The sequence below is a fragment of the Pseudomonas taetrolens genome (genome assembly GCF_900475285.1).
GTDB classification, from domain to species: Bacteria; Pseudomonadota; Gammaproteobacteria; order Pseudomonadales; family Pseudomonadaceae; genus Aquipseudomonas; species Aquipseudomonas taetrolens.
In genome coordinates this window covers 1,394,859-1,421,713 of the sequence record NZ_LS483370.1, presented here as the reverse complement: position 1 = coordinate 1,421,713, position 26,855 = coordinate 1,394,859, and the positions used below count along the sequence as shown (strand labels likewise).

The following is a 26,855-nucleotide window of genomic DNA, read 5'->3' as shown; positions in this document are numbered from 1 at the left end:
TGCCCGATCCTCCGGGACGGGCAACTGTTGCCCCCAGGAAACTGCCATGCACCGCCCATTCGTCATTCTTGCTCACGTCGCCCACCCGGCGATTCTCGAAGGCTTCCTGCCGGCCGCGCACAAACGCGGGCTGCCGATCGTGGTCATCACCGACCACGCTCAGGAACATCGACGCCTGCTCGCCACCTCGCACATATCGCCGGATGAGCTACGCGTTATCGAATGTGATGTGTTCAATCCGCTGGCTGTTATCGAAACACTCAACAGCCTGGGCTTGCGCCCCGCCGCCGTGTTTTCCAACAGCGATCACCTTCAGACCGCGACAGCGATAGTGGCTGAAGCCTTTGAATGCCCAGGCAAGGACTGGCGACTGTGCTATGCGGCAAAGAACAAGGCGGCCATGCGCGAGCGCATGCAACGCCTGGGCTTGCATGGCCCGTGGTTCCAGGTGCTGGCATCTCATTCAAAACTGCCAACCGATGCCCCTTGGCCCGTGGTCGCCAAACCCCGGGAAGGCGTCGCCAGCCTGGACGTCAGGCTGTGCCACAACGCCGCCGAACTGGCCGTTTACTGTGAGCAATTCTGGCAGCAACAACCGGGCCGGGCACTGTTGCTGGAGGCGTACATGGAAGGCCCCTTGTTCACCCTCGAGACACTGGGCGACGGACGCAGCCTGCAAGCCATTGGTGGCTTCGACGTCACCCTTTCAGCGCCGCCGAATTTCGTAGAACTCGCCGCGCGCTGGAATGGGCAAATCAGCCAGGCCCAACGTGCCGCAGCGCTGGCACAGGTGGCCGCGTTCGGGGTCAATTTCGGGGTTTGCCACAGTGAATTCATTCTGACAGCCCAAGGCCCGGTACTGGTCGAAATCAACTACCGCAGCATCGGCGATGGCCGCGAATTCCTGCTGGATCGATTGCTGCCACAGGGCTGGTTTGACCGCATCATTGCCTTGCACCTGGGAGAAAAACTGATCGAGGCACAACCCGCATGTGCCGAAGCAACCGTTCATTACCTTGTGGCCGACCGCTCGGGACGCCTGAACCAGGCCAGCGCCAGTTTCAATATCGAACGTGAAGGCCATTGGTGCGATTACCGAGCACTTCACAACACGGGCGACACCCTGACGATCAGCCACTCCAACAAGGACTATGTCGGCGTTCTCAGGCTGATTGCGCCTGACGACCTGAGCCTCGAAGCACAATTGAGCTCGACCCTGAACGACCTGAAATGGGTGATGGCATGAACCTGTCCCCGGACAACGCAGATCAGGCGTTCATGACCCGACGCATCATCGATTGCTGCCTGCGTGAAGACATCTGCGGGATCGTCAGCAAGGCCGAAATGTGCCAGCTGCCCCACGGGTTAAGCCACTGCTTGCCACAGCAGCCCGACACACACTGGCTACGCATCACACACCTGGGGGCCGATGAACTCTGGCTGCCGGTGGTCAAGGCGTATCCGCTGCAAGACTGGATCGGTACCGGTGACGCCTGGATTGCAGTGTCACCGCACAGCCACACCGAGGTTGAACGCGGATACCGCACCTGGTTGCAGCGTTTGAGCCACGGTCTGGACGAAGAAAGCCTGACATTGTTCGGTGCTTACCTGAAAGAAGCGGATTGCGCAGCCGAACACCGGACCCTGTGCAATCAGGCATACCGCCAATATGCCCCCGCGTTGAGCGACGTGATCGAGCTGAAGGACTGGTCGCAAAGGCTGCTGAAGATCGACCAGCTGGCGAGCTATCTGGACCATCCGTTCTACCCGACAGCACGCGCCAAAAGCGGCTTCGATGGCGCCGCGCTCAAACGCTACGCGCCGGAGTTTGCACCGTGCTTCGAACTCAACTGGCTGGCCATTCCCAATGAAGCCATGACCCTGACGAGCCCTCAGCCAGCGCACTGGCCGGACTTTGAGGACGTCGGCTTGTCGCCGGCCTTGCAAGGCAGCCATTCATTAATGCCCGTTCATCCGCTGACGTGGGAGGTGCTTGATCAGTATGGCCTGCCTGAAGGTACGCTCAGGGCTCCCCGTACCGCCATGCAGGTCGAACCTACGCTGTCCGTGCGGACCGTGGCCTGCACCCGTCAACCTCAGTGGCACATAAAACTGCCGCTGTTGGTCAGCACCCTCGGCGCACGTAATTTACGCCTGATCAAACCCGGCACCTTGTATGACGGTCATTGTTTTCAGACGCTCCTGCTGGCCCTGAAAAAACACGATCCGGCCCTGGCAGCACGCTATCTGCATGTCGACGAAAAACACGGCGGGCATGCCGCCGAAAGTCGCCATCTGGCCTATATCGTGCGTCGTTACCCGGACGGTCTGGAGAACATCACACTGGTGCCTGTCGCTGCGCTGGCCAGCCCGCTCGTCGATGGGCGCCTGTTCCTTGAACAACTGGTCGAACGCTTTCATGCAGGTTCGCTGCAACACTGGCTGGACGCTTATCTCGATCTGCTGTTGCAGGTTCATCTGCGACTATGGCTGAAATACGGCATCGCGCTGGAAGCCAACCAGCAGAATGCCGTGGTGATGTTCGAACACGGCCAGCCCTTGCGCCTGCTGATGAAGGACAACGACGCCGCTCGCCTGTGGCCCCAGCGTTTCGCTTCAGCCTGCCCGGATCTCGCCGATCTGCCGGCAGCCTTGCAGGATGAGCGCATTCGCGTCGACAGCAGCCAACCGTTGGCCGAGATGTTCTGCACCATCACCTTGCAGCTGAACATCGTTGCGATCCTGGAAGCATTGGCAACCGCCGGCCTGGCTTCTCGATCCAGCCTGTACGGCACACTGCGCCAGCGACTGGAGGCTTGCCTGCAACAACTCGAAGCAGAAGGCATCGACTGTCACGATGCACGCCGATGGCTGCTCGACAGCCCGAAATTGCCGGTGAAATACCTGCTCAGCGCCGGCAGCCTGTTCAGCAAGAAACACTCCGGCGCCAGCGACATCAACAAGTTTTATGGCTACAGCGCTGCAAACTTCCTGCTGGAGGACGCCCCATGCAGCGGCGTTTGATTTCCAGCGTCTTGCTCGGTCACTACCTCTCAGCCTTCACGGCGCTGGGTATTCCCTTGTACCTGCCGCGCATCCTGAGCGACCTGGCACCCGACACACCGGGTTGGGCCATTGGAGTGCTGTTCGTGCTACCGACGCTATGCACCGCACTGGCGGCCCCGCTCTGGGGACGATGGGCCGATAACAACGGATGTCGCCTGTCGTTGCTGCGTGCTCATGCCGGGCTGTTCGCCGGTTTTCTGCTGGCAGGGTTCAGCCCCAACCTGACGGTGTTCGTCCTGGCGTTGATCATCCAGGGGACTTTCGGCGGTGCAATGGCCGCCTCCAACGCCTATCTGTCGACTCAGTTCAAGGGCGGCGATTTGTCCCGAGCCCTGAACTGGACCCAGTACTCGGCACGCCTGGCAATGATCAGTGGACCGATCCTGCTGGGACTGCTGACCGCGCAGGGCTTGGGATTAGACCTGTACCGATACCTGGCCTGGTTACCGCTGCTGGCCTTCATACTGATCCTGCCGTTGCCCAAGGATGCCCCAAAGCATGCCCTGAAAAGCAAGCAGGCCGAGGGTGTGGGTGAACTGCCCGAAGACATGCCGCGACTGCTGGCCGTGCAGTTTCTGTTCAGCTTCGCGATGGTCGTGACGTTCCCTTACTTCATGCCCTTCGGCGAGCAACTGGGCATTGGCAACGATGCGCTGATCGGCCTGCTCTACAGCCTGCCGCATCTGGTTTACCTGCTCGCGCTGCCCTGGGTGCAGAAGCATCAGGGCAACCTGCTGTTGCCGGGGCTGGCGCTGCTGGCAATCAGTAATGCGCTGCAGTTCTGGAGCGTGCAGGCCGAACCGCTGTTTATTCTGCGCTTGCTCAGCGGCGCCGGCATGCTGCTCAGCTTTGTCGGACTGCACCGCTGCCTGAGCCAGCGCAGCCGCAAAGGCAGTGCCGGCCGCCTGTTCGGCTGGTTCGACTCCAGTGGCAAATGGGCCGGTGCCGCCGCCGGTGTCGTCGCGGCGCTGGTCAGTCAGACCTGCGGTATCGCCTCCCCCTTTCTCGTTGCCTGCCTGGCGGCCATGACGGCCATGGTCTTCGCGCGCCCTCTATTGATGACTTCCCGGGAGATTCCGGCATGACGTTCGCTCTCAATACCGCATCGTTGAACACGCTGTCCCTGCAGGATCATGCCCTCGACGGCGAAGCCCAGCGGCATGCCATCGAATGCCTGCTCAATTGTTATTTGCGCGAATACGCATTGCCGCGCAACGAAGCGAACCTGCACGATCAAACCCATGATTTGCCCATGAGCCTGCGTCAGGGCAACGGGCGCTGCATCAGCATTGCCCTGCCCAGCGGCCGGTTGGTAGTGCGTACCGAGCGCACCAGCCTCCTGGGCCGTTGCCATTACAACAGCGCGCCTTATTTCAAAGGCAATAACCAGAGCTGGCAACCCTTGCAGGCCAACGAACTGGCGCGCCTGCTCTGTACTCCACTCAGTGGTGCGGAGCGCGTGAGCGAGATGCTGCAACAGGTCGCCAATAGCCTGCAAATCACCCGTACCTTCCTTCGTCACTCACGCCCGGCCAATGACGAAGCCGACAGTTTGCTGGCGTCCGAGCAACATCAACTATGGGGCCATGCCCTGCATCCAACCCCTAAAAGTCGCGAAGGGATCTCCCATGACGATTTGCTGGCCTGCTCACCGGAGGTCGGGGCGTGTTTTCAGTTGTACTGGTTCAAGGTCGATCCCACGCTGCTTCGTCATCAGGGCGAAGACCCGCGCAATACCCTGAGTCAATTGTCAGGACGCGACGATGCTTATCCATGCCACCCCTGGGAAGTGGCCCGGGTACTGGCCGATCCGCTGGTCAAGCGCGCTCAGCAATTGGGCTTGATCCAATACCTCGGCCCTCTGGGTCAGGCCATGTACCCGACATCCTCGGTGCGCACCCTCTACCATCCGCAAATGGCCTATTTCCTGAAGTTCTCCATGCATGTGCGCCTGACCAACTGCGTCCGCAAAAATGCCTGGTATGAGCTGGACAGCGCGGTTGCCCTCACTCGCCTGCTCGCTCCGATCATGAGTGAACTGGCCATACAGCAACCGGGCTTTTTGTTGATGCCCGAGCCCAGCGCCACCAGCCTCGATCTCAGCGCTTTCGGCACACTGGAAGAGGCCCGCGAAGTCACCGAGTGCTTCGGCATCGTTTACCGGGAGAACCTTCCCCTCGCCGACCGCGAACAGTACCGGCCGCACGTGGCAATGGCGCTGTTCACCTGGGACCAGCAGGATCGCAGTGCCTGCCGTCAACACGTACAGCGCTATGCCGACAACAAGGGGCTGAGCCTTGAGCAGGCCACACTCAACTGGCTCGACGCGTACGCCGGTCAGATGCTCGGCGGCGTGCTGTATTGCCTGTTCGGCCAGGGCGTGGTGCTGGAACCGCACTTGCAGAACACCGTCATTGGCTTTGCCGAAGACGGGCTGCCCTGCCGGGTCTGGATTCGCGATCTTGAGGGCACCAAGCTGGTCCCTGAAATCTGGCCCGCAGCACGTCTGAGTGCGCTGGATGAGCGCACCCGCAGTTCGGTGTACTACAGCGCGCAGAAAGCCTGGCAGCGCGTTGGGTATTGCGCGCTGGTGAACAACCTCGGCGAAGCGATCTTCCATCTGGCCAACGGCAGCGACACCCTGGAGCAACAATTGTGGGCGCGAATCAGCGACCTGCTGAGGGCGCAATCCACGCGTCTCGGCCATCCGCCAGAGTTGCGTGAACTCTGCGCAGGGGGGCCTTTCCCGAGCAAGGAAAACTTCATGACACGTCTATTGATGCGCGCCGACCGCGAGGCCGGCTACACCTTGCTGCCCAGCCCGTTGGCGACCCCTGAAGAGAAGAAAAGCGCATGAGCCTGCCTGCCTCCGTAACTCGAAGCATCGAACAACTCAAGCATCAACACGAAGCGCCCTTGTGTGCCTACGTCTACGACCTGCCAGCCCTTGAACGACACGTAAAGGCAATGCGTCAGGTGCTGCCCGAAAACTGCGAACTGTTCTACGCCGCCAAGGCAAACCCGGAAGCCCCGGTTCTGAAAACCCTGGCACCGTGGGTAGACGGTTTCGAGGCAGCCTCGGGCGGCGAATTGACCTGGCTGCATGAGCAGTGCCCCGACCAGCCGCTGATCTTTGGCGGCCCCGGCAAACTCGATCACGAGCTGGACCTTGCCCTGCAATACCGGATTTCAGCGTTTCATGTGGAGAGCGTAACCGAACTGCGCAGCCTGGCACGCATCGCACGCCAACGCGGCGAGCGGGCGCCGGTCATGCTCCGGCTTAACCTGAAGCTGGCCCGGGCACCCCAGAGCCGATTGGTCATGGGAGGCAAACCCACACCGTTCGGACTGGATGAGGAAGGCCTCGCAAGCGCCCTTCAATTATTGCAACAAGAGCCGTCTCTGGAGCTCAAGGGGCTGCACTTTCACTTGCTGTCCCACCAGTTGGACGTCGACGCCCACCTTGAACTGATTCGCAGCTACTTCCTGACGTTCCGCCAGCTATGCGCCGACCATCACCTGCAACTGCCCCTGCTGAATGTTGGCGGAGGCATGGGCATCAACTATCAGGACGCGACACAGTCATTCGACTGGTCACGATTTTGTCAGGGCCTGAAAGTGCTCATCGAAGAGTACGACATGGGCGAGACCCGAGTGCGTTTCGAGATCGGGCGCTTCATTAGCGCAGCATGTGGCTACTACGTCATGCAGGTGCTGGACATAAAAAGCAGCCATGGTGAATTTTTTGCCATTGGACGCGGCGGCACTCATCACTTCCGCACACCGGCGGCCCAAGGCCACGACCATCCGTTCACGGTACTGCGAGGTTCTCAGCCAGCACAGCTGCGCGATCAGCCCGTCACACTGGTGGGCCAACTGTGTACGCCAAAGGATGTCCTTGCCAGACAACAACCGGTGGCCCAGCTCGCCATGGGTGATCTGCTGGTGTTCACCCTCGCGGGTGCTTATGCCTGGAACATCTCGCACCAGAACTTCCTGATGCACGAACCCCCGCTGAAGGTTTTCATCACGGACTAACCCTCGCGGTCCATCTCCAGGGCTGTTTGCCCATTGCGTTGCCAGCGCTTCGGGATACACAAACGGCCCTGTCGGGTTGAATGCCTTGATCCACCGCCACAGGGTTCACCGACTGGGCGGACTGAACAGCGATGTCCCCAAGCGGTAATCGTCGACAGTCTCAACACTCAGGGTTTCGAGCAGGAGCGGTTCCAGGATGGCAAAGAAATATTTGATGTGAGCCTGCTTCAACGCCTGAGGACGGGTGACCAGATAGACCTCCATATCCGGAAGTTCAAGATCCGGAAACAACTCGCTCAGGCCCTTCGCCAGAATACGGGGCATGACCGCCACCCCCATCCCTCGTCTTACCGCTTCAAGTTGTGCGACGAACGAGTTCACGCTGATCGGCGCACGATCCAGACCCGCCGCCTTGGCCGCACGTATTTGAGGCAACATGTCCAGCGGCGGAAGCAAGCCGATGCTGTCCGCCGTGGCCAGCGTCAACCCGGGAAACCGCTTCAGGTATCCGGCATCCGCAAAGACACCATAGGCGAGCCTGCCTACGGGTCGATAAATCAGCGAGGGCTCGCCCAGATGCGATGTGCGTAGCGCAATGTCTGCCACGCCACGGGCGACCTTGTGAAAGTCGGCGGTCACCAGCAACTCCACGGAGCAAGCCGGGTACAGGGCAGTAAAACGACGCGCGGCTTCCAGCACACAAGAGGAGAACCCTTCCCCTGCACTGACCAGGACATTGCCACACAGCGCTGCTTGCACCCCGGACAAATCAGCCGCCGCTTGACGCCTCAGGCCCGCTTCCGCTGCCAGCGCAACGTCCACCAGAGACTGGCCCCTCGAGGTCAGCCAGCACCCTTCAACACCCCGTTCGACGAGAGGCTCGCCCAGTGCCACCTCCAGCTGGGTCAGGCGACGGGATACCGTAGACGCCGCGATACCCAATAACTGGCCAGCCTGCAAAAAGCTGCCACGCCGCGAGACGGCCAATAACAGACGAAGATCGTCCCAGTTTGCTTGCAACGCCATACCTCCCATCCTCCCTGATGTGCAAATGCGCAAAGCCATTATGCAGGAGACGCTGTTTTTCAGGCGCCGTCTCAACGGTATATCTACAGGCCTTCGAAACCACTGGAATGGAATGTATGACTACGGGCCCTCAAGCGTTTGCAGAACGCGCCGCGCACTTCACCTTCCGAGACGGGCTGGCGATCCATAAAGAGGCCATCTTCGGCCTGGCAGTGTTGATACCGCTCACTGAACAGGACAAGGGATAAGCCATGCGCAGCACATTCGTTACCGGAGCAACCGGCTTGCTCGGCAACAACCTGGTGCGGGAGTTGGTCGCGCGTGGCTACGCGGTCAAAGCCCTGGTCCGCTCAAGAATTAAAGGTGAGCAGCAATTCAACGATCTGCCGGGTGTGGAACTGGTTGTCGGGGACATGGCTGACATCGAGGCGTTCGCAGCCGCCCTGCAAGGGTGCGACACAGTGTTTCATACCGCTGCTTTTTTCCGCGACAACTACAAAGGGGGCAACCACTGGGAAGCACTCGAAAAAATCAATGTCACCGGCACCCGCGAGCTGATTCACCAGGCCTATCGCGCGGGGATCCGGCGGTTTGTCCACACCTCTTCAATTGCCGTACTGGACGGTCCACCTGACACCGTTATCGATGAAACATGCCTGCGAGCCGAAGCCGACGCGGATAACTATTACCGCAGCAAAATTCTCGCTGACCGTGAGGTTCTGGCGTTTCTTGAAACGCATCCCGAGATGCAGGCCTGCATGGTTCTACCCGGCTGGATGTGGGGACCCGGCGACATTGGACCGACGTCCTCGGGGCAACTGATCAAGGATGTCGTCAACAGAAAATTACCCGGGCTGATTCCCGGTACGTTCTCCCTGGTCGATGCCCGCGATGTGGCACGGGCCCAGGTTTCGGCCGCCCAGCACGGCCGCCGAGGAGAGCGTTATCTCGCGGCAGGCCGCAACCTGACCATGCGTCAGATAGTCCCCCTGCTGGGGCGCATCGCAGGGGTCAAGACACCCGCTCGGCATCTGCCGATACCCGCGCTGTACATACTGGCCAGTGTGCAGGAGGCCTACGCACGCCTGACCGGCAAACCCGTTTTGCTGAGCATGGCAACCTTGCGCCTATTGATCCGAGAGGAGAATCGCACCTGTTTTAACCACCGCAAGAGTGAACAAGAACTTGGCCTGACTTTTCGGGGGCTGGAGCAGACAATAACGGACACCATTACCTGGTACCGGGAACATGGCGGGTTTAAAACCACCACCCCGATGCAGCACGCGGGATAGCCACAGATCGCTCGTAAAAGACCACTCACGCGCCGAAGAAGGGCCTGCCTGAAAATCCCGAAACAACGTGATGACATAGCGTCCTCCTTCCTAAATAAATCCCCAGAGCTTCAATAGCGAGCTATCGTGATGCACTCTGTCGCGTCGACAAAGCGCCTCTAAACGATGAGGCCGCCCTGAAGGATATCCAGAGCGACCTGACCAATGGAACCAATTGCCGGGGTGGTTTCAAAAATGTTTTCAAGCATCTGCGAGAGCAGTGGTTTTGGACCATGAACATGAACGTAACGGTGTTAGTGCTGGCAGCAGGTAAAGGAATGCGCTTTGCTTGCAGTGGTGGCCATACACATAAACTGCAAGCGCTACTGGCTGGAAAACCGGTAATGAGCCATGTGCTGGAAGCCGTGGAAAAGGCTGGCTTGCAGTGCCATGTAGTCAGTCCTGCAGGAGCAGAGACTGAGGGTATGGGTGACTCCATTGCCTGCGGTGTGCGTTCTACGCAGGGTGCGGCGGGTTGGTTGATCTTGCCTGCTGATATGCCACTGGTGTGCTCTACAACACTTCGCACCGTTGCGCAGGCTTTAATCACTGACGAACCCTATCAGGCCGTCGTGCCGTACTGGAAACAGCGCCAAGGCCACCCTGTCGCTTTCGCAGCGAGTTGTGCTGAGGCGTTGCTGGACTTGCGGGGTGACCAAGGGGCTCGCTCAGTACTGCAAGCCCTGGACAGTCAAGGGCAAGTCAAAGCCCTGTTGGTTGATGACCCAGGCATCGTGCATGACATCGACACCGTAGAAGATTTACAACGAGCCGAACTCTGGCTTTGTACCCATTGATCACACCTCACATGTGTCACAACGTTGTTGTCGGAGAAGCCATGGATGCTATCGATATAACAGTTTTGCGTGCTCTGCACGCATGGCGCCAAGCAGGGCAAGCCGCGTTGCTCATCACTGTTGTAAAGACCTGGGGGTCATCACCTCGTCCAGTCGGAGCGATGCTGGCCCTGCGAGTCGGGGCAGAAATGGTGGGGTCAGTCTCGGGCGGGTGCATTGAGGATGACCTGTTTGATCGCTTTAAAGATATTGAAACGACGCCATCAACCACTGTGGTTCGTTATGGCGTGACCGCAGAGGAAGCAAACCGTTTTGGCCTGCCTTGCGGGGGCACCATTGAGTTGATGGTGGAGCGCAACCCTTGTGCAGAGCGGCTTGAACAGCTACTGGAATATCTGGATGGCGGGGCCTTGGTGCGGCGTACCGTGGATTGCGAAACCGGGGATGTGCAGTTAACCGTCGTCAACAAGTACGCGCCTTTGTTTTTAGATGATCAGCAACTGGCAATGTACATAGGCCCGCGATGGCGCATGTTGCTGATCGGTGCCGGGGTACTCGCAAGGTATCTAGCGGCAATTGCCCAGAGCACGGGATTTACGGTCACGGTATGCGACCCTCGTCCTGAACATACATTCAGCTGGAACGAGAGCGAAGTCCCCCTGTTACGGTGTATGCCAGATGATGCAGTCACCGCTTTCAGGCCAGATCCAAGCTCATGCGTGGTGACGCTTAGTCACGATCCTAAACTGGATGATTTGGCGATAATCGAGGCGCTCCAGAGCCCCGCTTTTTATGTCGGTGCCATTGGTTCGCGTCAGAACAATGAGGCTCGGCGTGCACGATTGATTGAGCACTTTGAGATTGAAAAGGAAACGATGCAACGGCTGCATGGCCCCATTGGTTTATTCATCGACAGTAAAACGCCTGCTGAAATAGCGGTGAGCATTATGGCGGAGATTATTGCCATTAAAAACGGTGTCATCCTTGAACCTGCGATGCAGATTAGCGTGGGCAAACTAAAAAAAAGCAGCTTGAGCGCAGCCGACTTAGTCTGACCCCATGAAAGCCTTTAAAAAGCAAGTCATTCGACCTCAATATCAAAACTGGCGTGCGGGTAAATCTCCGCGACTGTTTTTAGAGAGAACGATCGGTACGTTTATTTAACTTTCAGGTGGCTTTCTATCGCTTTTTATCTAGGATTTTTATCTCTCGCCTAATGATTTTTTTCTTGCGTTTGCATCTATGCTCAATGACGACTTAAACCGGTATGACTGTGTTTAGAGGAAACAAACATGGCATCAGGCATCAATCGACGCGACTTTATCAAGCTTGGAACGTTTGCGGGTATCACTGTTATGTTCGGCCGCTTGCCTGCGCTTCAGGCGCGTGAAGTTCATTCAGGAGCGCAAACATCCGAATGGATGGCGCCCGATGGCAATGTGAAATATCGATGGGATGCGATACGAAAAGTCACGGGCGAAAAAGTATTCGCCCGTGACTTCCGCTCCAAAAACCTGCCTGGCTGGCCTGAAAAACAAGCACATGGTTTTTTCCTCAAAGCAACCGACGTCGAACATGCATTTGACGATATTGACCTGTCGATGCTTGGGCCAGACTTGCAGCCAGATCGGGTTTTAAAGCATGCCGATTTGGAAAAAGACGGTGTTCGGGTCCCCGAACTGGCAGATTTAGGCGTTGGGTTTTACGGTCAGGACTTTCTGCTGCCGGCGGGTAACACGGCCCCACTATACGGGCACCCTGTGGCTTTATTGATCTTCCATGACTTTGACCGTTTTGAAGCGGCCAAGCGGCGTTTGCGATTCGAAACCACTGCAGTCAAATATGGCAGAAAGACGGGATTGATCCAGCCTCCCAATTATGGAGCGGCGCGTTATGTGAGAATCGGTGGTGAGACGCCATCTGCCCCTCCTGCCTTTGCACCTATCCAGGATGCTGTTATTTGGGGGAATTTTGACGGTGATACGCCGACCTGGCCTAAAGCGGATCCGGACGGCATCTTTGTTCCGCGTTCAGTCTTGTTGCCCCATCGCGGCGGTGGCGGCGTTCGCGATCCATTAAAGGTCGCTCAGCAGACCGATGAGCCGATGCGCCGGGGTATGGCCGCTGCGGGCATTATTGAGGCAGAGATTGAAGCTGCACGTAACAACCCTGCAAAACTTGTTGTGCAACGCCAGGGTTTTTCGCAGTCCATTGACCCCAGTGCCATGGAGCCTGATAACGGCAATGCTTGGTACGATGCATCGACGCGTACCTTGCATGTACTGATTGCTGCGCAGTCTCCGTATGAAGTTGCGCGGGTTGCCGCGTTCATGGTCAAAGATAACAAGCGCTTTCCAGTTGAAAAGATTGAACTGGTGTCTGGCACCACCGTTGGATATGGCTCCAAAGATCACTCCATTTTCCCTTTCTACACGATTGCAGCTTGTTTTTATGGCGATGGCCTGCCCGTGCGCCTGGCAAATGACCGCTACGAGCAGTTCCAGTTGGGTATGAAGCGCCACAGTATCGAGATGGATCTAACGCTGGTCGCTGATCGCAAGACCGGGAAGTTCGAGGTGCTTAAAGCTTTCTATAATTGTAATGGTGGTGGTCGCGCCAACTTTTCTTTCTCAGTGGCGCAAGTCGCTGCCACCGCAGCTCAGTCCATCTATTATTTTCCCAAGTCCGATCTGGCCACTGCTGCGATTGCAACAGCCGCAGTCGAAGCGGGCTCGATGCGCGGGTACGGCACTCTCCAGGCCATGTCTATCACAGAGTTACTGATTGACGAAGTTGCTGCGCAGTTGGGAATGGACGCCATTGAGTTACGTAAGCGAAATGCATTGCAGGCGGGCGATCCAAACACTCAGGGTGCTGTCCAGCTGGGTGACCCACGTAATCTGGAGATGCTTGACCTCGCCTCGAGTCATCCACTGTGGCTAAACCGCGAGCAGGAAAAAGTTAAATACGAGGCAGCCAATCCCGGCCGTCGCTACGGCGTGGGCTTTGCACAAGTTCAGAAAGACTATGGAACGGGGGCAGATACAACGGCGCTGTTATTAGAGTTCGATGCAGCAGGCAAGATTACAATGCGCCACTGCGTACAAGAAATTGGTACCGGTGCTACGACGGCGCAGCAAGTCATGGTGCAGCGCTTGTTGGGCAAGGCACCTGATATCGCAATTTTTGGTGAAACCAACTTCGCTCAGTTGCCGCTCAAGAGTAATTTCGAACCGTTCTCCATTACACAGGAACAACAGGACGAGTTTGCACGGGACCCCTTCTGGGTACCCGCTATTTTGCCCGCGATGAGCGCTTCAAACAGTGTCTACTTCATCGGATTTGGTACACGTCAGGCTGCTCAATTTCTACTTGAAAATACTGTTTGGCCGGCTGCACAGGCCATTTGGAGCAGTGGTCCGGCAGGAGGCCAACTGGCGAGTGGCTATATGACCGCCAAAGACCTGCGGGCAGTGCCTGGCGGCATCGGCGGCGGTGGTATGGCGCCAATAGCATTCGAAGCAATCGCCCGTAAAGCGCATGAAATGGGACTTGTCACAGGCGTTGCCCTGCACTGCTTCAGCCGTTGGCAATGGGCTCGTGCCGATTTCGAGATTCCTGGACTGGGGATCAAGAATCTACCCGCAGATGCAATCGCAGTGCGCTATGGAGATGCGGCTCCTGAGTCGTTGAAGGCAAGAATGTCTACCGGAGGCTATGACTTCATCAAGCGCAGTAACGTTCAGTTTCCGTCTGCCCAGCGCAACAACGCGGGTGTCACCACCTATACACCCGCAGCCTGCCTGGTAGAACTAAATGTCAACACCTTCACAGGGCACGTTGAGATCATGAATCATCACAGCTTGCTCGATCCCGGCAATATCATTGTGCCTGCTCTGGTGTCAGGCCAGCAGCAAGGCGGTATCGCCATGGGTATTGGTCACGCACTGATGGAAGAACTCCCTTTGTACGGTGATGGCCCGGGGAACGGCACCTGGAACTTCAACCGCTACAGGTTGCCACGGGCCAAAGATGTCGCCGTGTGGACGCAAACGGCCACCTATCTTGATCCTCTCACTGAAACATCCCCACCCAAAGGGTTAGCCGAGGTGGTGATGATCCCGGTTGTCGCTGCGACGGGTAATGCCATTACTCATGCCATTGGAACGCGCTTCTATCACCTTCCCGTGACAGCCAACAAAATTAAAAAGGCGTTGATGCTATGAGTATTGAGAAACGCTCACTGACCCTCACCATAAACGGTCAGAAAGTAGGTCCGGTAGACGCGCCTGTGGGCATGCCCATGATCGATTTTTTGCATGATCATCTTGATCTGACAGGCACTCGTTTTGGTTGCGGGCAAGGTATTTGCCATGCGTGCACCGTCATGGAAATTCAACCCGACGGAATCCCCATAGAGACGCGTACGTGTATCTTTGACGCCCATTTTTTTAATGGCAAAACGCTGATTACCATTGAAGGCCAGGCTAAGCGGGATGAGCATGGCGAGGTGAGCGACCTGACCCCGATACAGCAGGCATTTATCGAACACTTTTCATTTCAGTGCGGTTATTGCACTCCGGGGTTCGTGACTGCAGCCACCGTGTTTGTTGAATCTTTAAAACGCCAACCTGTAAAACGTGCCGACTTACAAAGTCGAATCGAAACAGCGCTCAATGACCATATCTGTCGTTGTACCGGGTATGTCCGTTACTACCAGGCTGTTCAGGACGTCGCGCTGAAGACTCCTGGCTGTGTGATCGACTAAGGAGCAGGCGATGAAAAGTAATCGTTTACGCAATGGCTTGGTGGGTTTCATAGGTGTCGCGGTTTTGCTTGCTCTAGCCGTACTCCTGGGTGTGTTCCGTCCCTCAACGGTTGCACCTGATGTACAACAACCGCTGACAGATGCGCAGACCCGGGAGTTGCTCCCTCGTGGCCGTGAGTTGGCCCTGGCTGGAAACTGCATGGGCTGCCATTCGCTGCCTCAGGGGCCAAGAGGCGCCGGCGGTGTACCTATTGATACACCGTTTGGAACCCTCTATTCGACCAACATAACCCCTGACAAGACCTATGGCATCGGCAAGTACAGCCGTGAAGACTTTCATCGTGTGCTGCGTGATGGCATCGCACCCGGCAACAGGAATCTGTATCCGGGCATGCCTTTTGTTTTCACGCATATCACGCGCGCCGAAGACATTGATGCCTTGTATGCCTACATCATGAGCCTGCCGTCTATTACTGAGCCCAATGTTGCTAACACCGGAGTGTTCAGGCTGCCTGTGCGGCCATTCATGAACTTTTGGGCATTGATCAACTTTCCAGACCGTCAACCGCCTGTACGGGAGGGGGCATCGGAACAATGGTTGCGCGGCGCTTATTTAGTGGAAGGTCTGGGGCATTGCGGGGCCTGTCATACGCCGCGCAATGTCACGATGGGTGTTTCTTTTGCACGCTCCCTGGAGGGAGGTGACGTCGTTGATGGCCTGGTGGTCCCTGACATCACTGCACAGACGCTGGCAAAGCGAGGCTTCAACACTCAGTCATTGAGCGAGTATCTGAGCTCCGGCATCTCTGCCCAAGGCACAGCCTTTGGCAGCATGTATACCGTGACGCACTTCTCTACCAGTGCGATGCAAGCGGCTGATGTGGATGCTATCGCCTCATACCTGATGACCGGTAAGGATGGTCAATTGCTTAAGCCTGCAAAAGGACCTGAGCCACTACCTGCTGCCAGTGATACGCCGTTGCAGCGTGGCCGACTCAGTTACCTCTCCGCGTGTGCCGGATGTCACGGGACCAATGGGGAAGGCATTCCAAATGTTGCGCCGCCAATGAATGGCAATATTGCTGTCGTCATGGACAGCCCGGTTAATCTGCTGACCGTTATTTTGCAGGGGGTTCCTACACAAACGTTCACCGGGAATCAGCGTATGTATGCTATGCCGGGATTTGCGGATCGCATGAGTGCTGAGGAAGTGGCCGGACTAGCCTCCTGGATGCGTGCTCAATGGGGCGGCCAGGGCAAGGCAATTACGGCAGAGCAAGTCGAGGCAATCGCTCCTGCCAAATAAAGTACGCTTTCGTGGGATGATGAAAAACACTGTTCAATTGACCACACTGTTTGCTCTGTCCAACCTCTGGAAGGCTCGAAAAACATCTGGGGGGGTAAGTGTGAATTGCGTGATCGCGCCTCATTGAATCGTCCTTAAGTTCCGGTCTTTAAATACCATGCTATTGTTTGGCGGTTTAATCGATCTTCGGGCCGCGCGCACTGGCTTGAACATTTCAGGGTGTAAAGAGGAACAACATGAGAGACAAAATCAAGAAGCATCATGTCATCGTGGTGTGTTTGGTGGTATTTGCGGTATTCAGCTTTTTAATGACGAACTGGGATCAGTCATTATGATCTGTGGTTGTCCAAAAACAGCCCCGTGCGCATGACGTAGCGGCTGCCTTGAGTCAAGGCAGGCCTGTCGCGCCTGAATACCGAAACAAAAAAGGGTGAACGCCATGCGTTCACCCTTTTTTGCTGCCGCCTGCCCCGTTACATCATGCGTGCATGTTGATCCCACAAGATCCAGATGGTCCCCAATACAATCAGCAGCAGTATCAATGAAGTGAACAGGATGAGCATCAGGTCATCATGATGGGACTTGCCCAAATCGATGTGCAAGAAGAAGCGCAGGTGCACCACCACTTGCACCAGCGCCAACACCCCCAGCACAGCGAGAGCCTGAGTGCCGCTCACCATGTTCAGCCAGACCAGGCCGAACGCGATCAGGGTCAGCAACAGCGCCAGGCAGAGGCCGACACAATAGTTGCGCTGCTCATTGCGCGACTCGGCCGGCGGGACGCTGTTCGATGCGGTTTTTAGATTCATGCGGCGACTCCGAACAGGTAGACGAAAGTGAAGATCCCCACCCAGACGATATCCAGCATGTGCCAGAACAGCGCTAGGCGCAGGAGGCGCAGTTTGACAAGGGGGTTGGGCCCAAGCGTCATCACCTGAACCGCCAGCACGATCATCCACAAGAGGCCTGCCGATACGTGGACGGCATGGGTGCCAGTCAGCAGGTAGTAAGCGGACAGGAAGCCGCTGGTTTGCGGCCACGCATTATTGTTCTCGATCATCACGTAGTAATCGTGAAGCTCGAACGCCACGAACGCCGCACCGAGCAATGCCGTGACACCAAGCCAAGCCAGCAACCGCAGACGGCTGGTGCTGTACTTCATGGCCAATATGGCGAAGCCGAACGTGAAACTCGACAGCAACAGCAACAGCGTTTCAATAAACGCCGAACCGAGGTCAAAGACCTCGGAGGGGACCGGCCCTTGAGCAATGCCTTGTGTGCTCATGGCCGCATACGTGGCAAAGAGCGCGGCAAACAGCACCAGGTCGCTCATCAGGAAAATCCAGAAACCGAAGATGACTTCTGACGCTTTCTCATGGCTCTTGCGGTCAGTCACATCCAGGTTCACGCCTGGATGCAGAGGTTGAGATGCATTCATATCGCTGACTCCAGCACGTCATCAGGTCGTTTCTGGCCAGGCTGTCCAAGCCTGTCGGGAGCAGCCTTGCCTCGGTTTTCAGGGCTCATTTCCAGGTCACGCGTCACCCCGGGGGTGACGCGTGCAGCAGCCAGAAAAGCTTCGTTCTCGGCCTCTACCCGGCTGGCCGGGATGATTTCGTGGGTCTGCGAGACAAACGATCGAGCGATCACCCCCCCCCAGACCAAGATGAACGAAACCACGGCTAGCCACCAGATATGCCACACCAGGGCAAACGACAAGGTAAAGGTAAAGATGCCAATCAGCGGCGCGACCATGGAATTGCACGGAATTTCAATGTCGCTGTAAGCCGCCGGTGAGCGATAGGCCTGACCGTCTTTCTTGGCCTCGGTAAAGGCGTCCCGGCCGTCCACCTGTGGCACCACGGCAAAGTTCCAGGCTGGCGGTGGCGAGGGAATCGACCATTCCAGCGAGCGCCCGTCCCAAGGATCGCCCAGCGGTACGGCAAGCTGACGGCGCTGACGGATCGACACGCCGATCTGTACCAGCAAGAACACAGTGCCCACCAACAGCAGCACCGCTCCCAGCATCGCCAAGGCCAACCAAGGGTAAAAAGCGGGGTCTGCCCACATCACGGTGCGACGTGGCGCGCCATTCATGCCGAGCCAGTAGAGCGGGAAAAACGCCAATAAAAAGCCCGGGGCCAACGACCAGAACGCCGCCTTGCCCCAACCTTCGTGCAAACGGTACCCAAAGGCTTTGGGGAACCAGTACTGGACGGCGGCAAACATGCCAAACAGCACACCCGGAATGATCATGTTGTGAAAGTGCGCAATCAGAAACAGGGAGTTGTGCACCTGGAAGTCGACAGTGGGGTTGGCCAGCAGGATGCCGGTCATACCACCCAGTACAAAGGTCAGCAGGAAGTTGATATGGAAGAGCATAGGCGTGGTGATGCGGATCCGGCCCCGGTACATGGTCAGGATCCAGTCGTACACCTTAACGCCGGTGGGTATGCCAATGATCATCGTGGCAATACCGAAAATGGCGTTAACGTTGGCACTTTGCCCCATGGTGAAAAAGTGGTGCAGCCAAACGCCGAACGAAAACACCGCGATGCACATCGTGGCGTACACCAGTGAGGTATAGCCGTAGATTCGCTTGCCAACAAACGTCGACACCACTTCAGACCACACACCCAATGCCGGCAGCAGCAGGATGTAGACCTCCGGGTGCCCGAACAGCCAGAACAGGTTGGCAAAGTTCATCATGTTGCCACCGTCACCATTGGTGAAGAAGTGGAAACCGGCGTAGCGGTCCAGGGCCAACATGATCGTGGCGACGGTGAGTGGCGCCATGGCGAAGATCATCAAAATCGAGGTGCAAAGCGTCGTCCAGCAAAACAGCGGCATGCGGAACATGTCCATGCCCGGGCAGCGCTTTTTATAGAGTGTGACAGCGAAGTTGAGCCCGGTCAGGGTCGAGCCGATCGACGCCAGGGTGACGGACCATATCCAGTAGTCCACGCCCTCTCCGGGGCTGAACTCGATGCCGGTAAACGGCGGATAGCCGCTCCAGCCGCCGGTTGAGAACTCACCCACCACCAGCGACACCATGATCAGACCTGCGCCAGCCGCCGTCAGCATCAGGGAAATAGCATTGAGCAGCGGGAAGCTGACATCCCGCGCACCAATCTGCAGAGGCATCACATAGTTCATGAGCCCGGTGATGAACGGCATCGCCACGAAGAAAATCATGATGGTACCGTGGGTCGTGAACAACTGACCAAAGTGGTCAGCCGACAGGTAGCCGGCACTGTCGTAAGCGGCCAGTTGCTGAGAGCGCATCACACCCGCTTCGATCAGAGCTCTCAAAAACATGACGAGGGCGATCACGATGTACATGATGCCGATTTTCTTGTGATCGACACTGGTCAGCCAGTCGCGCCAGAGCGGCCCCCACCAGCGCATCGCGGTGAGCAGAACCACAACGGCGACGGCCCCCAGCACCACAATGCTACCCGCACCAAACGCCACAAACTCGCTGGCGGAGGGGTGTTTGATGGCACCGGTGAAGACCAGCGAGTCCCAGCCAAGTTGTCCGAAAATAGTCTCCCAACTCACTGCTCTGCCCCTTTTGCATTGTTCTGTGGGTGATGGTGCTCGCTCGGCGGTGTCGCCTCGGGGGCTGTTCTGCCAGCGTGGGCATGACCGCCGGTAAAACTGGAGAGAACGCGATCAAACAAACCGTTTTCAACCGTGCCGTAATAACGCGGTGCATGCTCGACACTGGGTTTTAGCAGTGCGTCATACGTGGCCTGGTCCAGTGTCTGAGTGCTTTTTCGCGTGTCCTGGACCCATCGGTCGAACTGCGAAGCGGGCATCACCGTGGTACGAAAGGATTGGGTGGCGAAACCATCGCCGTTGTATTGCGTGTTCCGCCCCAGATACTCACCCTCACGGTCGGCCATCAGGTTCAATTGCGTGGTCATGCCGGCCATGGTGTAAATCTGCCCGGCCAATTGCGGGATCATGAAGGACTGCATGACCGTACCGCTGGTGAGCTTCAGCCTGACAGGACGGTCTTGCTCAAGGGCCAGATAATCCAGCGTTGCGATGCCCTGTTGCGGGTAGATAAACAGGAATTTCCAGTCCAGCGAGACCACTTCAATGTCCAGCGGGTCGTTGCCAAGCGGACGGTAAGGGTCGTACTTGTGTGTGTGCGCCCACAGCGCCAAACTGAGGATAATGATCAACACAATGGGGACGCCCCACAAAACAGCTTCGTTGCCCCAGTTGAAATCCCAGTCCGGCCGGTACGCACCGCGTCCGCCCCGTCGGTAACGCCACAGCACCCACGGCACCAGAATAAAAATGGGCACGACGACGATAAGCATCAGCAAAATGATCGTCTTGAAGTGCTCGAATTGCGCGGCGGCGACCGGGCCTGCCGCGTCGATAAACCCGGCGGAATACACTTGCGTTTCGGCAGGTGAAGCGGCTAGTGCCAAGGTCGGCAACGAAAGGGCCGAAACAACCAGGGCCCACGTGAAAACTCCTTTCACACTGTAATCTCCTTGAGTCTTACTACTTGATCAGCACTTTTATGAGAGGTGCCTTTAGGCAAGGCATGCGCCGGGATGACGCCCCGTCCATGCCCTGTCAGGAGGCTGATTCGTAATTAACGCTTACCAAAGGCTCAGTTCAGGCCCGAACGCGTGACGCGTACCGGCACCGACTTGTAAGCCGGAATACCGCTCTGAGGGTCGATATTCTCCAGCGCGATCAAGCAGTTGGCTTCCGGGTAATAAGCCCCCACAGAGCCTGGCGTGATCTTGTGTTCCACCGCCGTGATTTTTTCATAGCGCATGCGTCGACCCGCATGAACGGTCTCGATGTCCACCAGATCCCCGTGGGCCAGGCCGCGGGCCTGAAGGTCTTCGGCGCTGATAAACAACACATCGCGACGACCAAAAACGCCCCGATAGCGGTCGTCCATGGAGTAAATCGTGGTGTTGTATTGATCATGACTGCGCAATGTCATCAGACGCAGCACGTCGGGGTCCTCCACGACCCAGTCTTCATCGACGCCCGGGTACACATAGAACTCAGCCTTGCCGGAAGGGGTTGGCCAAATGCGTTCGGTGGGCGGCAAGGGCAACCTGAAACCTCCGGGCACGCGGATTCGCTGGTTGTAGTCGTCAAAGCCGGGGATAGTTTTTTCGATCAGATCACGGATCCGGTCGTAATGCTCTGTCAGGTCCTGCCACTCGATCGGCAAATGAGGCAGTGTGGCGCTGGCCATGCCGGCCACAATGGCGGGCTCGGAGCGAAGGTGTTCGGAAGCCGGTGGCAAACGGCCTGAAGAGGCATGCACCATCGACATCGAGTCTTCGACCGTAATCGCCTGCGCGATACCGTTTTGCAGGTCCAGTTCGGTACGGCCCAGACAAGGAAACAGGTAGGTCTCTTTCGCCACCAGCAAATGCGAGCGGTTTAACTTGGTCCCGATGTGCACACTCAGGTCCAGTTGTTTCATGGCCGGGAAACATCGCTCGGGGTCTGGCAAGGCAACTGCAAAATTGCCGCCCAGGCAAATCAATGCTTTTGAGTTGCCTGTCACCATGGCCTGCATGGTTTGCACGGCATTGTGGCCCGCTGCAGCAGGCGGCTTGAAGCCCATGACCTGTTCAATTTTCGCCAGGAAGCTGGCCGAGGGTTTCTCGGTAATGCCCACCGTGCGGTTACCCTGCACATTGGAGTGGCCACGCAAGGGGCAGATACCAGCACCCGGTTTGCCCAGGTTGCCGCGCAGCATCAACAGGTTGCACAACGAACGCACGTTTTCAGTGCCCGCATTGTGCTGAGTGATGCCCATGCCATAGGTGATGATGGTGGCATTGGATTTGGCATACGCTGCCGCGACACGCTCCAGCGCATCGCGGGTCAAGCCACTGTGGTGCTCGATCACTGTCCAGTCAGTGGCGATCAAATCGGCTTTCAATGCTTCGAAGCCGTTGGTGTGCGTCGCGATAAAGTCATGGTCAAGCACGCCGCCCACACGCTCCTCAAGGGCCAGCACCGCCTTCATCACCCCTTTGATGGCGGCAACATCACCACCGGCCTTTACGTCCAGGTAGGTGGAAGCAATCGGCGTAGAACCATAGGTGGCCATCTCCACCATGTTTTGCGGGTCGGCAAAGATTTCCAGGGCACGTTCACGGATGGGATTGAACACCAGAATCGGCACCTTGCGCCGCGATACCTCATGCAGCGTACCCATCATACGTGGGTGATTAGTGCCGGGGTTATGCCCAACCGATATCACCAGCTCACACTGATCAAAGTCTTCCAGGGACACGGTGCCCTTGCCGATACCGATGGAGCGCGGCAGCCCGACACTGGTGGGCTCGTGGCACAGGTTAGAGCAGTCGGCAAAGTTGTTGGAGCCCAGCCCCCGGGCGAACAACTGGAACAGGTAGGCCGCCTCGTTAGAAGCACGACCGGACGTGTAGAACTCCACCTGGGTTGGGTCAAGGTTGCGCAGCACTTCACCAATGCGCTCAAACGCGGTTTCCCACGCCACGGGCTTGAAGGTGTCTGAAGCACGGTCGTAGACCAGCGGGTTGGTGAGGCGCCCGTAGTTCTCCAGTTCGTGATCGCTGCGATTCAGCAGATCGCTCACCGTGTGAGCCGCAAAAAGCTCCGGGGTCGCGCGTTTGCTCGTCGCTTCCCACGTCACAGCCTTGGCACCGTTCTCGCAAAACTCGAAGGTGGCGTGGTGCTTTTTGTCTGGCCATGCGCAGCCAGGGCAATCGAAGCCGTCGGGCTGGTTGGTTCTCAGGAGGGTGGTAACGGCATCCACATTCTCCATTTGCTCGCGAATGGCATTGGCCGTTGCCTTTAATGCACCCCACCCACCGGCGGGTGCCTTGTAATCACGAATACCATCGACTTTCCCTTCTTTAGACATGCTCACTCCTTGAACAGCTTGGAACCTTTCGCGCCTTGGCCGGACGTCATACCCGATGCAAAGCGTAGCCAACAGGCTCACTCAGGATTATTGGTATGCTTTTTATAGGGGTATTAGGAAACGATTGACCATAGGTAAGCGATATAGATCTGTCAAGAATGAGGCTACTGACCTTAGGGGCCGCTCTGAGCCAAGGTGTGGACTGCCCCCAGCAACCAAAATGAGGTTTGTGTAGCTGGTTGAGTGCATCATCTGCTTTTCAGCCATCTGCATCATCATTGCGATGTTTTTGTCACGCTCGCAGTACTGCTGAAATCTCTTGATGTCGTTGATCTCATTCACCACGGACTCCACCGCATTCTCCATGGCCTCATGCCAATTACCCTCACCTCGCCTCATAACGCCCCCTTAACGACTATCGTCCATGTGTAATTTCGTGAGGTGATCCGCATGCATTGCAATCCGCCATCAGTTGCCCGAATAGCACAGAAAATACTGCTACATTGAAGGCTAATTCATCGGGGGAAAACAGGAACAATGCCTGTTCGTCGAAGCGGCAATTTTGACCTTAACGCTGGCGTTGTGCAGCTTACACGAGAGAAGCTTGCAGGCTTCCTTGACGAGACAGAGCTTGCTCAGACTGAGGTCAAGCTTGAGGGAGGGAAGATCAGTTTTGTGGCCCCCGAATCCGTGCTGGCGAAAATAACTCAGCACTTAGGACAGCCAGCGGGCAGATTGAGTAGTACAACCGGAAAACAAAAAAGCCCCGCAGACGTTAATCTGCGGGGCTTTCATTTGTATGGCGGAGAGATAGGGATTCGAACCCTAGGTACTGTCGCCAGTACAACGGATTTCGAATCCGTCCCATTCGGCCACTCTGGCATCTCTCCAACGGCGCGCATGATAACAGCGCTTTTTGTTTCAGGCAAAGCCTTATTTCAAAAAAATCGCGTGCTATCAGTTGCTTGCGCGCTTTTACGGCTTAAAGCGGGACGCCAAGGCGCTGGGCAACTTCTTCGTAGGCTTCGATAACGTCGCCCAGACCCTGGCGGAAGCGGTCCTTGTCCATTTTCTTGCCGGTGGCCTTGTCCCACAGACGGCAGCCGTCCGGGCTGAATTCGTCACCCAGGACGATGGAGCCGTCGTGGAATACGCCGAATTCAAGCTTGAAGTCCACCAGCAGCAAGCCGGCGTCGTCGAACAGTTTGTTCAGGACTTCGTTGACCTTGAGCGACAGTTCTTTCATGCGAACCAGTTGCTCGGCAGTGCCCCAACCGAATGCCACAACGTGGGATTCGTTGATGAACGGGTCGCCCTTGGCGTCGTCCTTGAGGAACAGTTCGAAGGTGTGCGGGTTGAGCTTCATGCCCTCTTCCACACCCAGGCGCTTGACCAGGCTGCCCGCTGCGTAGTTACGCACAACGCATTCGACCGGGATCATGTCGAGCTTTTTCACCAGGCATTCGTTGTCGCCCAGCAGTTTGTCGAATTGGGTCGGCACGCCGGCTTCTTCGAGTTTCTGCATGATGAAGGCGTTGAACTTGTTGTTCACCATGCCTTTGCGGTCGAGCTGTTCGATACGCTTACCGTCGAACGCCGAGGTGTCGTTGCGAAACAACAGGATCAAGCGGTTTTCGTCATCGGTCTTGTAAACCGATTTCGCTTTACCGCGATAGAGTTCTTCACGTTTTTCCATGATGGGCTCCGCATGCTAAGTAGGTGGGCTAGGCGATTGTGCGCCAGTCGAGCCCTGAATCTTGATCGGCCAGTTGCAGCCAGTCCGGGTCGCACCCTAGGGTGTCGACAAAACATTGCCGGGCCAGCTGCGGCAGGTTGTTCTTGCTGCTGAGGTGAGCCAGTACCAGGTGTTGCAGGTCCTGCCAGCCCAACTCGGCCACCAGGCTTGCGGCCTGATGGTTGTTCAAATGTCCTTCCTGGCCACCGACCCGCCGTTTGAGAAACGCGGGGTAGTGACCACGGGCAAGCAGGTCGCGGCAATGGTTAGCCTCGATCATGAGCGCATCCAGGTCGCGGTAGCTGTCCAGGATGCCTGCGCAATATGAACCCAGATCGGTCAACAGGCCGAAACGCCGCTGACCGTCGCTGAACACATACTGGGTAGGCTCCTGGGCATCATGGGCGACGCGGGTCACATGGACACTCAATGCCCCGATCTGCAACGTCTCGCCATCCGCCACGAAGCCGGCAGGTTCCAACGGCTTGCGCATCCCGCGCTGAGTACCACGACTCATGTACACCGGCAAATTGTAGCGCCGAGACAGCAAACCCACGCCATGCACGTGGTCGGCATGTTCGTGGGTGACCAGAATCGCGCTCAGCTGGTGTGGGCTGACGCCCAACCGAACCAGGCGGCGCTCGGTTTCTCGCAAGGAGAAACCGCAATCGACCAGGATACAGGTGTTGTTGCTGGCTATCAGCGTGCCATTCCCTTGGCTACCACTGCCGAGAACGGCAAAACGCATGCTGTCAGCCCAGGTTGTCTTGAATGACGCCCAACACTTTGCGCGCCACTTCCGGCGAGGCAACCTTGTTGATGTTTTCTTCGACAGTCACTTGCACCGTCTCGCCAACCTTGCTCAGACGCACCTGATAACGCTCGGCACGTGCTTCAACTTCTTCCTGGTTCGGCTTGCTGCCAAAGAGGCCGGAGAAGAAACCGGGTTTCTCGTCCTTCTTCTCGGCTTTTTCGGCCAGGTTGATGTAGTACAGGCCCAAGGTACGGTTGATGTCTTCAACGCGCCATTCGCCCTGCTCAAGCGCACGGCCGACACTCGACCATGCACGATCGAGGTCTTCGTTGAGGCTCAGCACCGGGTTACCGCTGCCGTCTTCGCTCAGGCTGACGCGGGTCGGGGTATCGAAGTCCCGTGCGGCCAGCAACGACACCGAACCGCCCTTCTCGGCGTTGCGGTTCATGCTGATCAGCATTTCGTCAACCAGGGCAGCATCCAGACCGGTATTGACCGAACGGTTGCTGAACTCGGCATTGGCGGTGCTGCCGGCAGGCCGGTTGGCACTGACGATGTAGATTTCGCTGGTATTGCGCTGCACGCCGGGCTCGATGCGGACCCGCAGGCGGGTTTCGCTGTCGGCGGCAAGGCCGCTGCTGCCGATATGGCGGGCCATCGGCGCCGAAAGCTCGTCAGCGCGCTGCCAGGTCGTGGTGAACTCGCCGGTCTGCGGGCGTTGCTCGTCGATACGGAAACCGTTGTCCTGGAAGAACTGCGTCGCCACCGACCAGACTTCTACCGGCGGACGCTGCGCCATCACCCAGCGGCTGTCGCCACTCTTTTGCAGGGTGAAGTCGCTGGCATTCGCGGCCACCAGCAACGGTTGCGGGCGCGGCACTTCAAACTCGCCCTTGACGCTGTCGTCGGGCACGTTGCCGGGGATTGGCAACAGCGGTACAAGGCGCTTGTCAGTCTGGACACCCGGCGGCAATTGCATGGGCGGTGCTTGATGCGCTTCCAGATAATCGCTGCCACGGTCCCGGAAATAACCTTCTGGACCCCACAGCCAACCACAGCCGCTGGTGCTCGAAATAATCACGGCTAGTGCGGAAAGTCCGGCCAATCGCTTCATGCGTAGTGCT

General features: G+C 57.4%; 21 protein-coding genes and 1 tRNA gene. 12 read left to right on the top strand and 10 right to left on the bottom strand.

The window, feature by feature from the left end; all coding sequences use genetic code 11:
- The first annotated feature begins 46 nt into the window (after nt 1–46).
- The 5 genes from DQN55_RS06855 to DQN55_RS06835 are packed head-to-tail and all read left to right on the top strand — an operon-like array spanning nt 47 to nt 7,104.
- A complete protein-coding gene (locus DQN55_RS06855; protein ID WP_048382368.1) occupies nt 47–1,246 on the top strand; it encodes an ATP-grasp domain-containing protein in 1,200 nt (399 codons plus the stop codon).
- Entirely contained in the window at nt 1,243–3,024 is a 1,782-nt protein-coding gene (locus DQN55_RS06850) for an IucA/IucC family protein (RefSeq protein WP_048382608.1), read from the top strand. The genes DQN55_RS06855 and DQN55_RS06850 overlap by 4 nt, the downstream gene beginning before the upstream one ends.
- The gene (locus tag DQN55_RS06845; protein ID WP_048382367.1) at nt 3,009–4,151 is read left to right on the top strand and encodes an MFS transporter; all 1,143 of its coding nucleotides are present in this window, start codon (nt 3,009–3,011) and stop codon (nt 4,149–4,151) included. Before DQN55_RS06850 ends, DQN55_RS06845 begins: the two co-directional genes overlap by 16 nt.
- A complete protein-coding gene (locus DQN55_RS06840; RefSeq protein WP_048382366.1) occupies nt 4,148–5,923 on the top strand; it encodes an IucA/IucC family protein in 1,776 nt (591 codons plus the stop codon). The genes DQN55_RS06845 and DQN55_RS06840 overlap by 4 nt, the downstream gene beginning before the upstream one ends.
- Nucleotides 5,920–7,104, top strand: a complete 1,185-nt coding sequence (locus DQN55_RS06835; protein ID WP_048382365.1) for a type III PLP-dependent enzyme — start codon at nt 5,920–5,922, stop codon at nt 7,102–7,104. The genes DQN55_RS06840 and DQN55_RS06835 overlap by 4 nt, the downstream gene beginning before the upstream one ends.
- A 105-nt stretch (nt 7,105–7,209) precedes the next feature.
- On the opposite strand, the gene DQN55_RS06830 is transcribed toward DQN55_RS06835, so the two are convergent.
- The gene (locus tag DQN55_RS06830; RefSeq protein ID WP_048382364.1) at nt 7,210–8,130 is read right to left on the bottom strand and encodes a LysR family transcriptional regulator; all 921 of its coding nucleotides are present in this window, start codon (nt 8,128–8,130) and stop codon (nt 7,210–7,212) included.
- 116 nt (nt 8,131–8,246) lie between these two features.
- Here DQN55_RS06830 and DQN55_RS22520 point away from each other — a divergent pair, with 116 nt between their 5' ends.
- The 7 genes from DQN55_RS22520 (at nt 8,247) to DQN55_RS06795 (ending at nt 16,332) form a co-directional block, all read left to right on the top strand.
- Nucleotides 8,247–8,378, top strand: a complete 132-nt coding sequence (locus tag DQN55_RS22520; protein WP_268876069.1) for a hypothetical protein — start codon at nt 8,247–8,249, stop codon at nt 8,376–8,378.
- Between the two features lie 3 nt (nt 8,379–8,381).
- The gene (locus DQN55_RS06820) at nt 8,382–9,422 is read left to right on the top strand and encodes an SDR family oxidoreductase (RefSeq protein WP_048382363.1); all 1,041 of its coding nucleotides are present in this window, start codon (nt 8,382–8,384) and stop codon (nt 9,420–9,422) included.
- A gap of 272 nt (nt 9,423–9,694) precedes the next feature.
- Nucleotides 9,695–10,258 carry a nucleotidyltransferase family protein gene (locus DQN55_RS06815; protein ID WP_048382362.1) on the top strand — a complete coding sequence of 188 codons (564 nt, stop codon included), beginning with the start codon at nt 9,695–9,697 and terminating at the stop codon, nt 10,256–10,258.
- 41 nt (nt 10,259–10,299) lie between these two features.
- Nucleotides 10,300–11,313, top strand: coding sequence for an XdhC family protein (locus DQN55_RS06810; protein WP_048382361.1), 1,014 nt, complete (start codon nt 10,300–10,302; stop codon nt 11,311–11,313).
- 237 nt (nt 11,314–11,550) lie between these two features.
- Nucleotides 11,551–14,484, top strand: a complete 2,934-nt coding sequence (locus tag DQN55_RS06805; RefSeq protein WP_048382360.1) for a xanthine dehydrogenase family protein molybdopterin-binding subunit — start codon at nt 11,551–11,553, stop codon at nt 14,482–14,484.
- Between the two features lie 2 nt (nt 14,485–14,486).
- Nucleotides 14,487–15,026: a (2Fe-2S)-binding protein gene (locus DQN55_RS06800; protein WP_231984400.1), complete on the top strand. Its 540-nt coding sequence runs from the start codon at nt 14,487–14,489 to the stop codon at nt 15,024–15,026.
- Nucleotides 15,027–15,036: 10 nt separating this feature from the next.
- On the top strand, nt 15,037–16,332 hold the full coding sequence (locus DQN55_RS06795; protein WP_048382358.1) for a cytochrome c: 1,296 nt from the start codon (nt 15,037–15,039) through the stop codon (nt 16,330–16,332).
- A gap of 473 nt (nt 16,333–16,805) precedes the next feature.
- Here DQN55_RS06795 and cyoD read toward each other — a convergent pair whose 3' ends face one another.
- The 9 genes from cyoD to bamC form a co-directional block, all read right to left on the bottom strand.
- The gene (gene cyoD / locus DQN55_RS06785; RefSeq protein WP_048382357.1) at nt 16,806–17,141 is read right to left on the bottom strand and encodes a cytochrome o ubiquinol oxidase subunit IV; all 336 of its coding nucleotides are present in this window, start codon (nt 17,139–17,141) and stop codon (nt 16,806–16,808) included.
- Nucleotides 17,138–17,770 carry a cytochrome c oxidase subunit 3 gene (locus DQN55_RS06780; protein ID WP_048382356.1) on the bottom strand — a complete coding sequence of 211 codons (633 nt, stop codon included), beginning with the start codon at nt 17,768–17,770 and terminating at the stop codon, nt 17,138–17,140. The genes cyoD and DQN55_RS06780 overlap by 4 nt, the downstream gene beginning before the upstream one ends.
- Nucleotides 17,767–19,878, bottom strand: a complete 2,112-nt coding sequence (locus DQN55_RS06775) for a cbb3-type cytochrome c oxidase subunit I (RefSeq protein WP_408634590.1) — start codon at nt 19,876–19,878, stop codon at nt 17,767–17,769. Before DQN55_RS06775 ends, DQN55_RS06780 begins: the two co-directional genes overlap by 4 nt.
- Nucleotides 19,879–19,889: 11 nt before the next feature.
- A complete protein-coding gene (locus DQN55_RS06770) occupies nt 19,890–20,834 on the bottom strand; it encodes a COX aromatic rich motif-containing protein (protein ID WP_048382355.1) in 945 nt (314 codons plus the stop codon).
- 134 nt (nt 20,835–20,968) lie between these two features.
- Nucleotides 20,969–23,242 (bottom strand): FdhF/YdeP family oxidoreductase, encoded by a 2,274-nt coding sequence (locus tag DQN55_RS06765; protein ID WP_048382354.1) that lies wholly within the window; start codon nt 23,240–23,242, stop codon nt 20,969–20,971.
- 800 nt (nt 23,243–24,042) lie between these two features.
- A tRNA-Ser gene (locus DQN55_RS06750) sits at nt 24,043–24,132 on the bottom strand.
- A gap of 92 nt (nt 24,133–24,224) precedes the next feature.
- Nucleotides 24,225–24,938, bottom strand: a complete 714-nt coding sequence (gene purC / locus DQN55_RS06745; protein ID WP_048382353.1) for a phosphoribosylaminoimidazolesuccinocarboxamide synthase — start codon at nt 24,936–24,938, stop codon at nt 24,225–24,227.
- Between the two features lie 28 nt (nt 24,939–24,966).
- Nucleotides 24,967–25,725, bottom strand: coding sequence for an MBL fold metallo-hydrolase (locus DQN55_RS06740; RefSeq protein WP_048382352.1), 759 nt, complete (start codon nt 25,723–25,725; stop codon nt 24,967–24,969).
- Nucleotides 25,726–25,729: 4 nt separating this feature from the next.
- Entirely contained in the window at nt 25,730–26,845 is a 1,116-nt protein-coding gene (gene bamC / locus DQN55_RS06735) for an outer membrane protein assembly factor BamC (RefSeq protein ID WP_048382351.1), read from the bottom strand.
- Nucleotides 26,846–26,855: the final 10 nt, after the last annotated feature.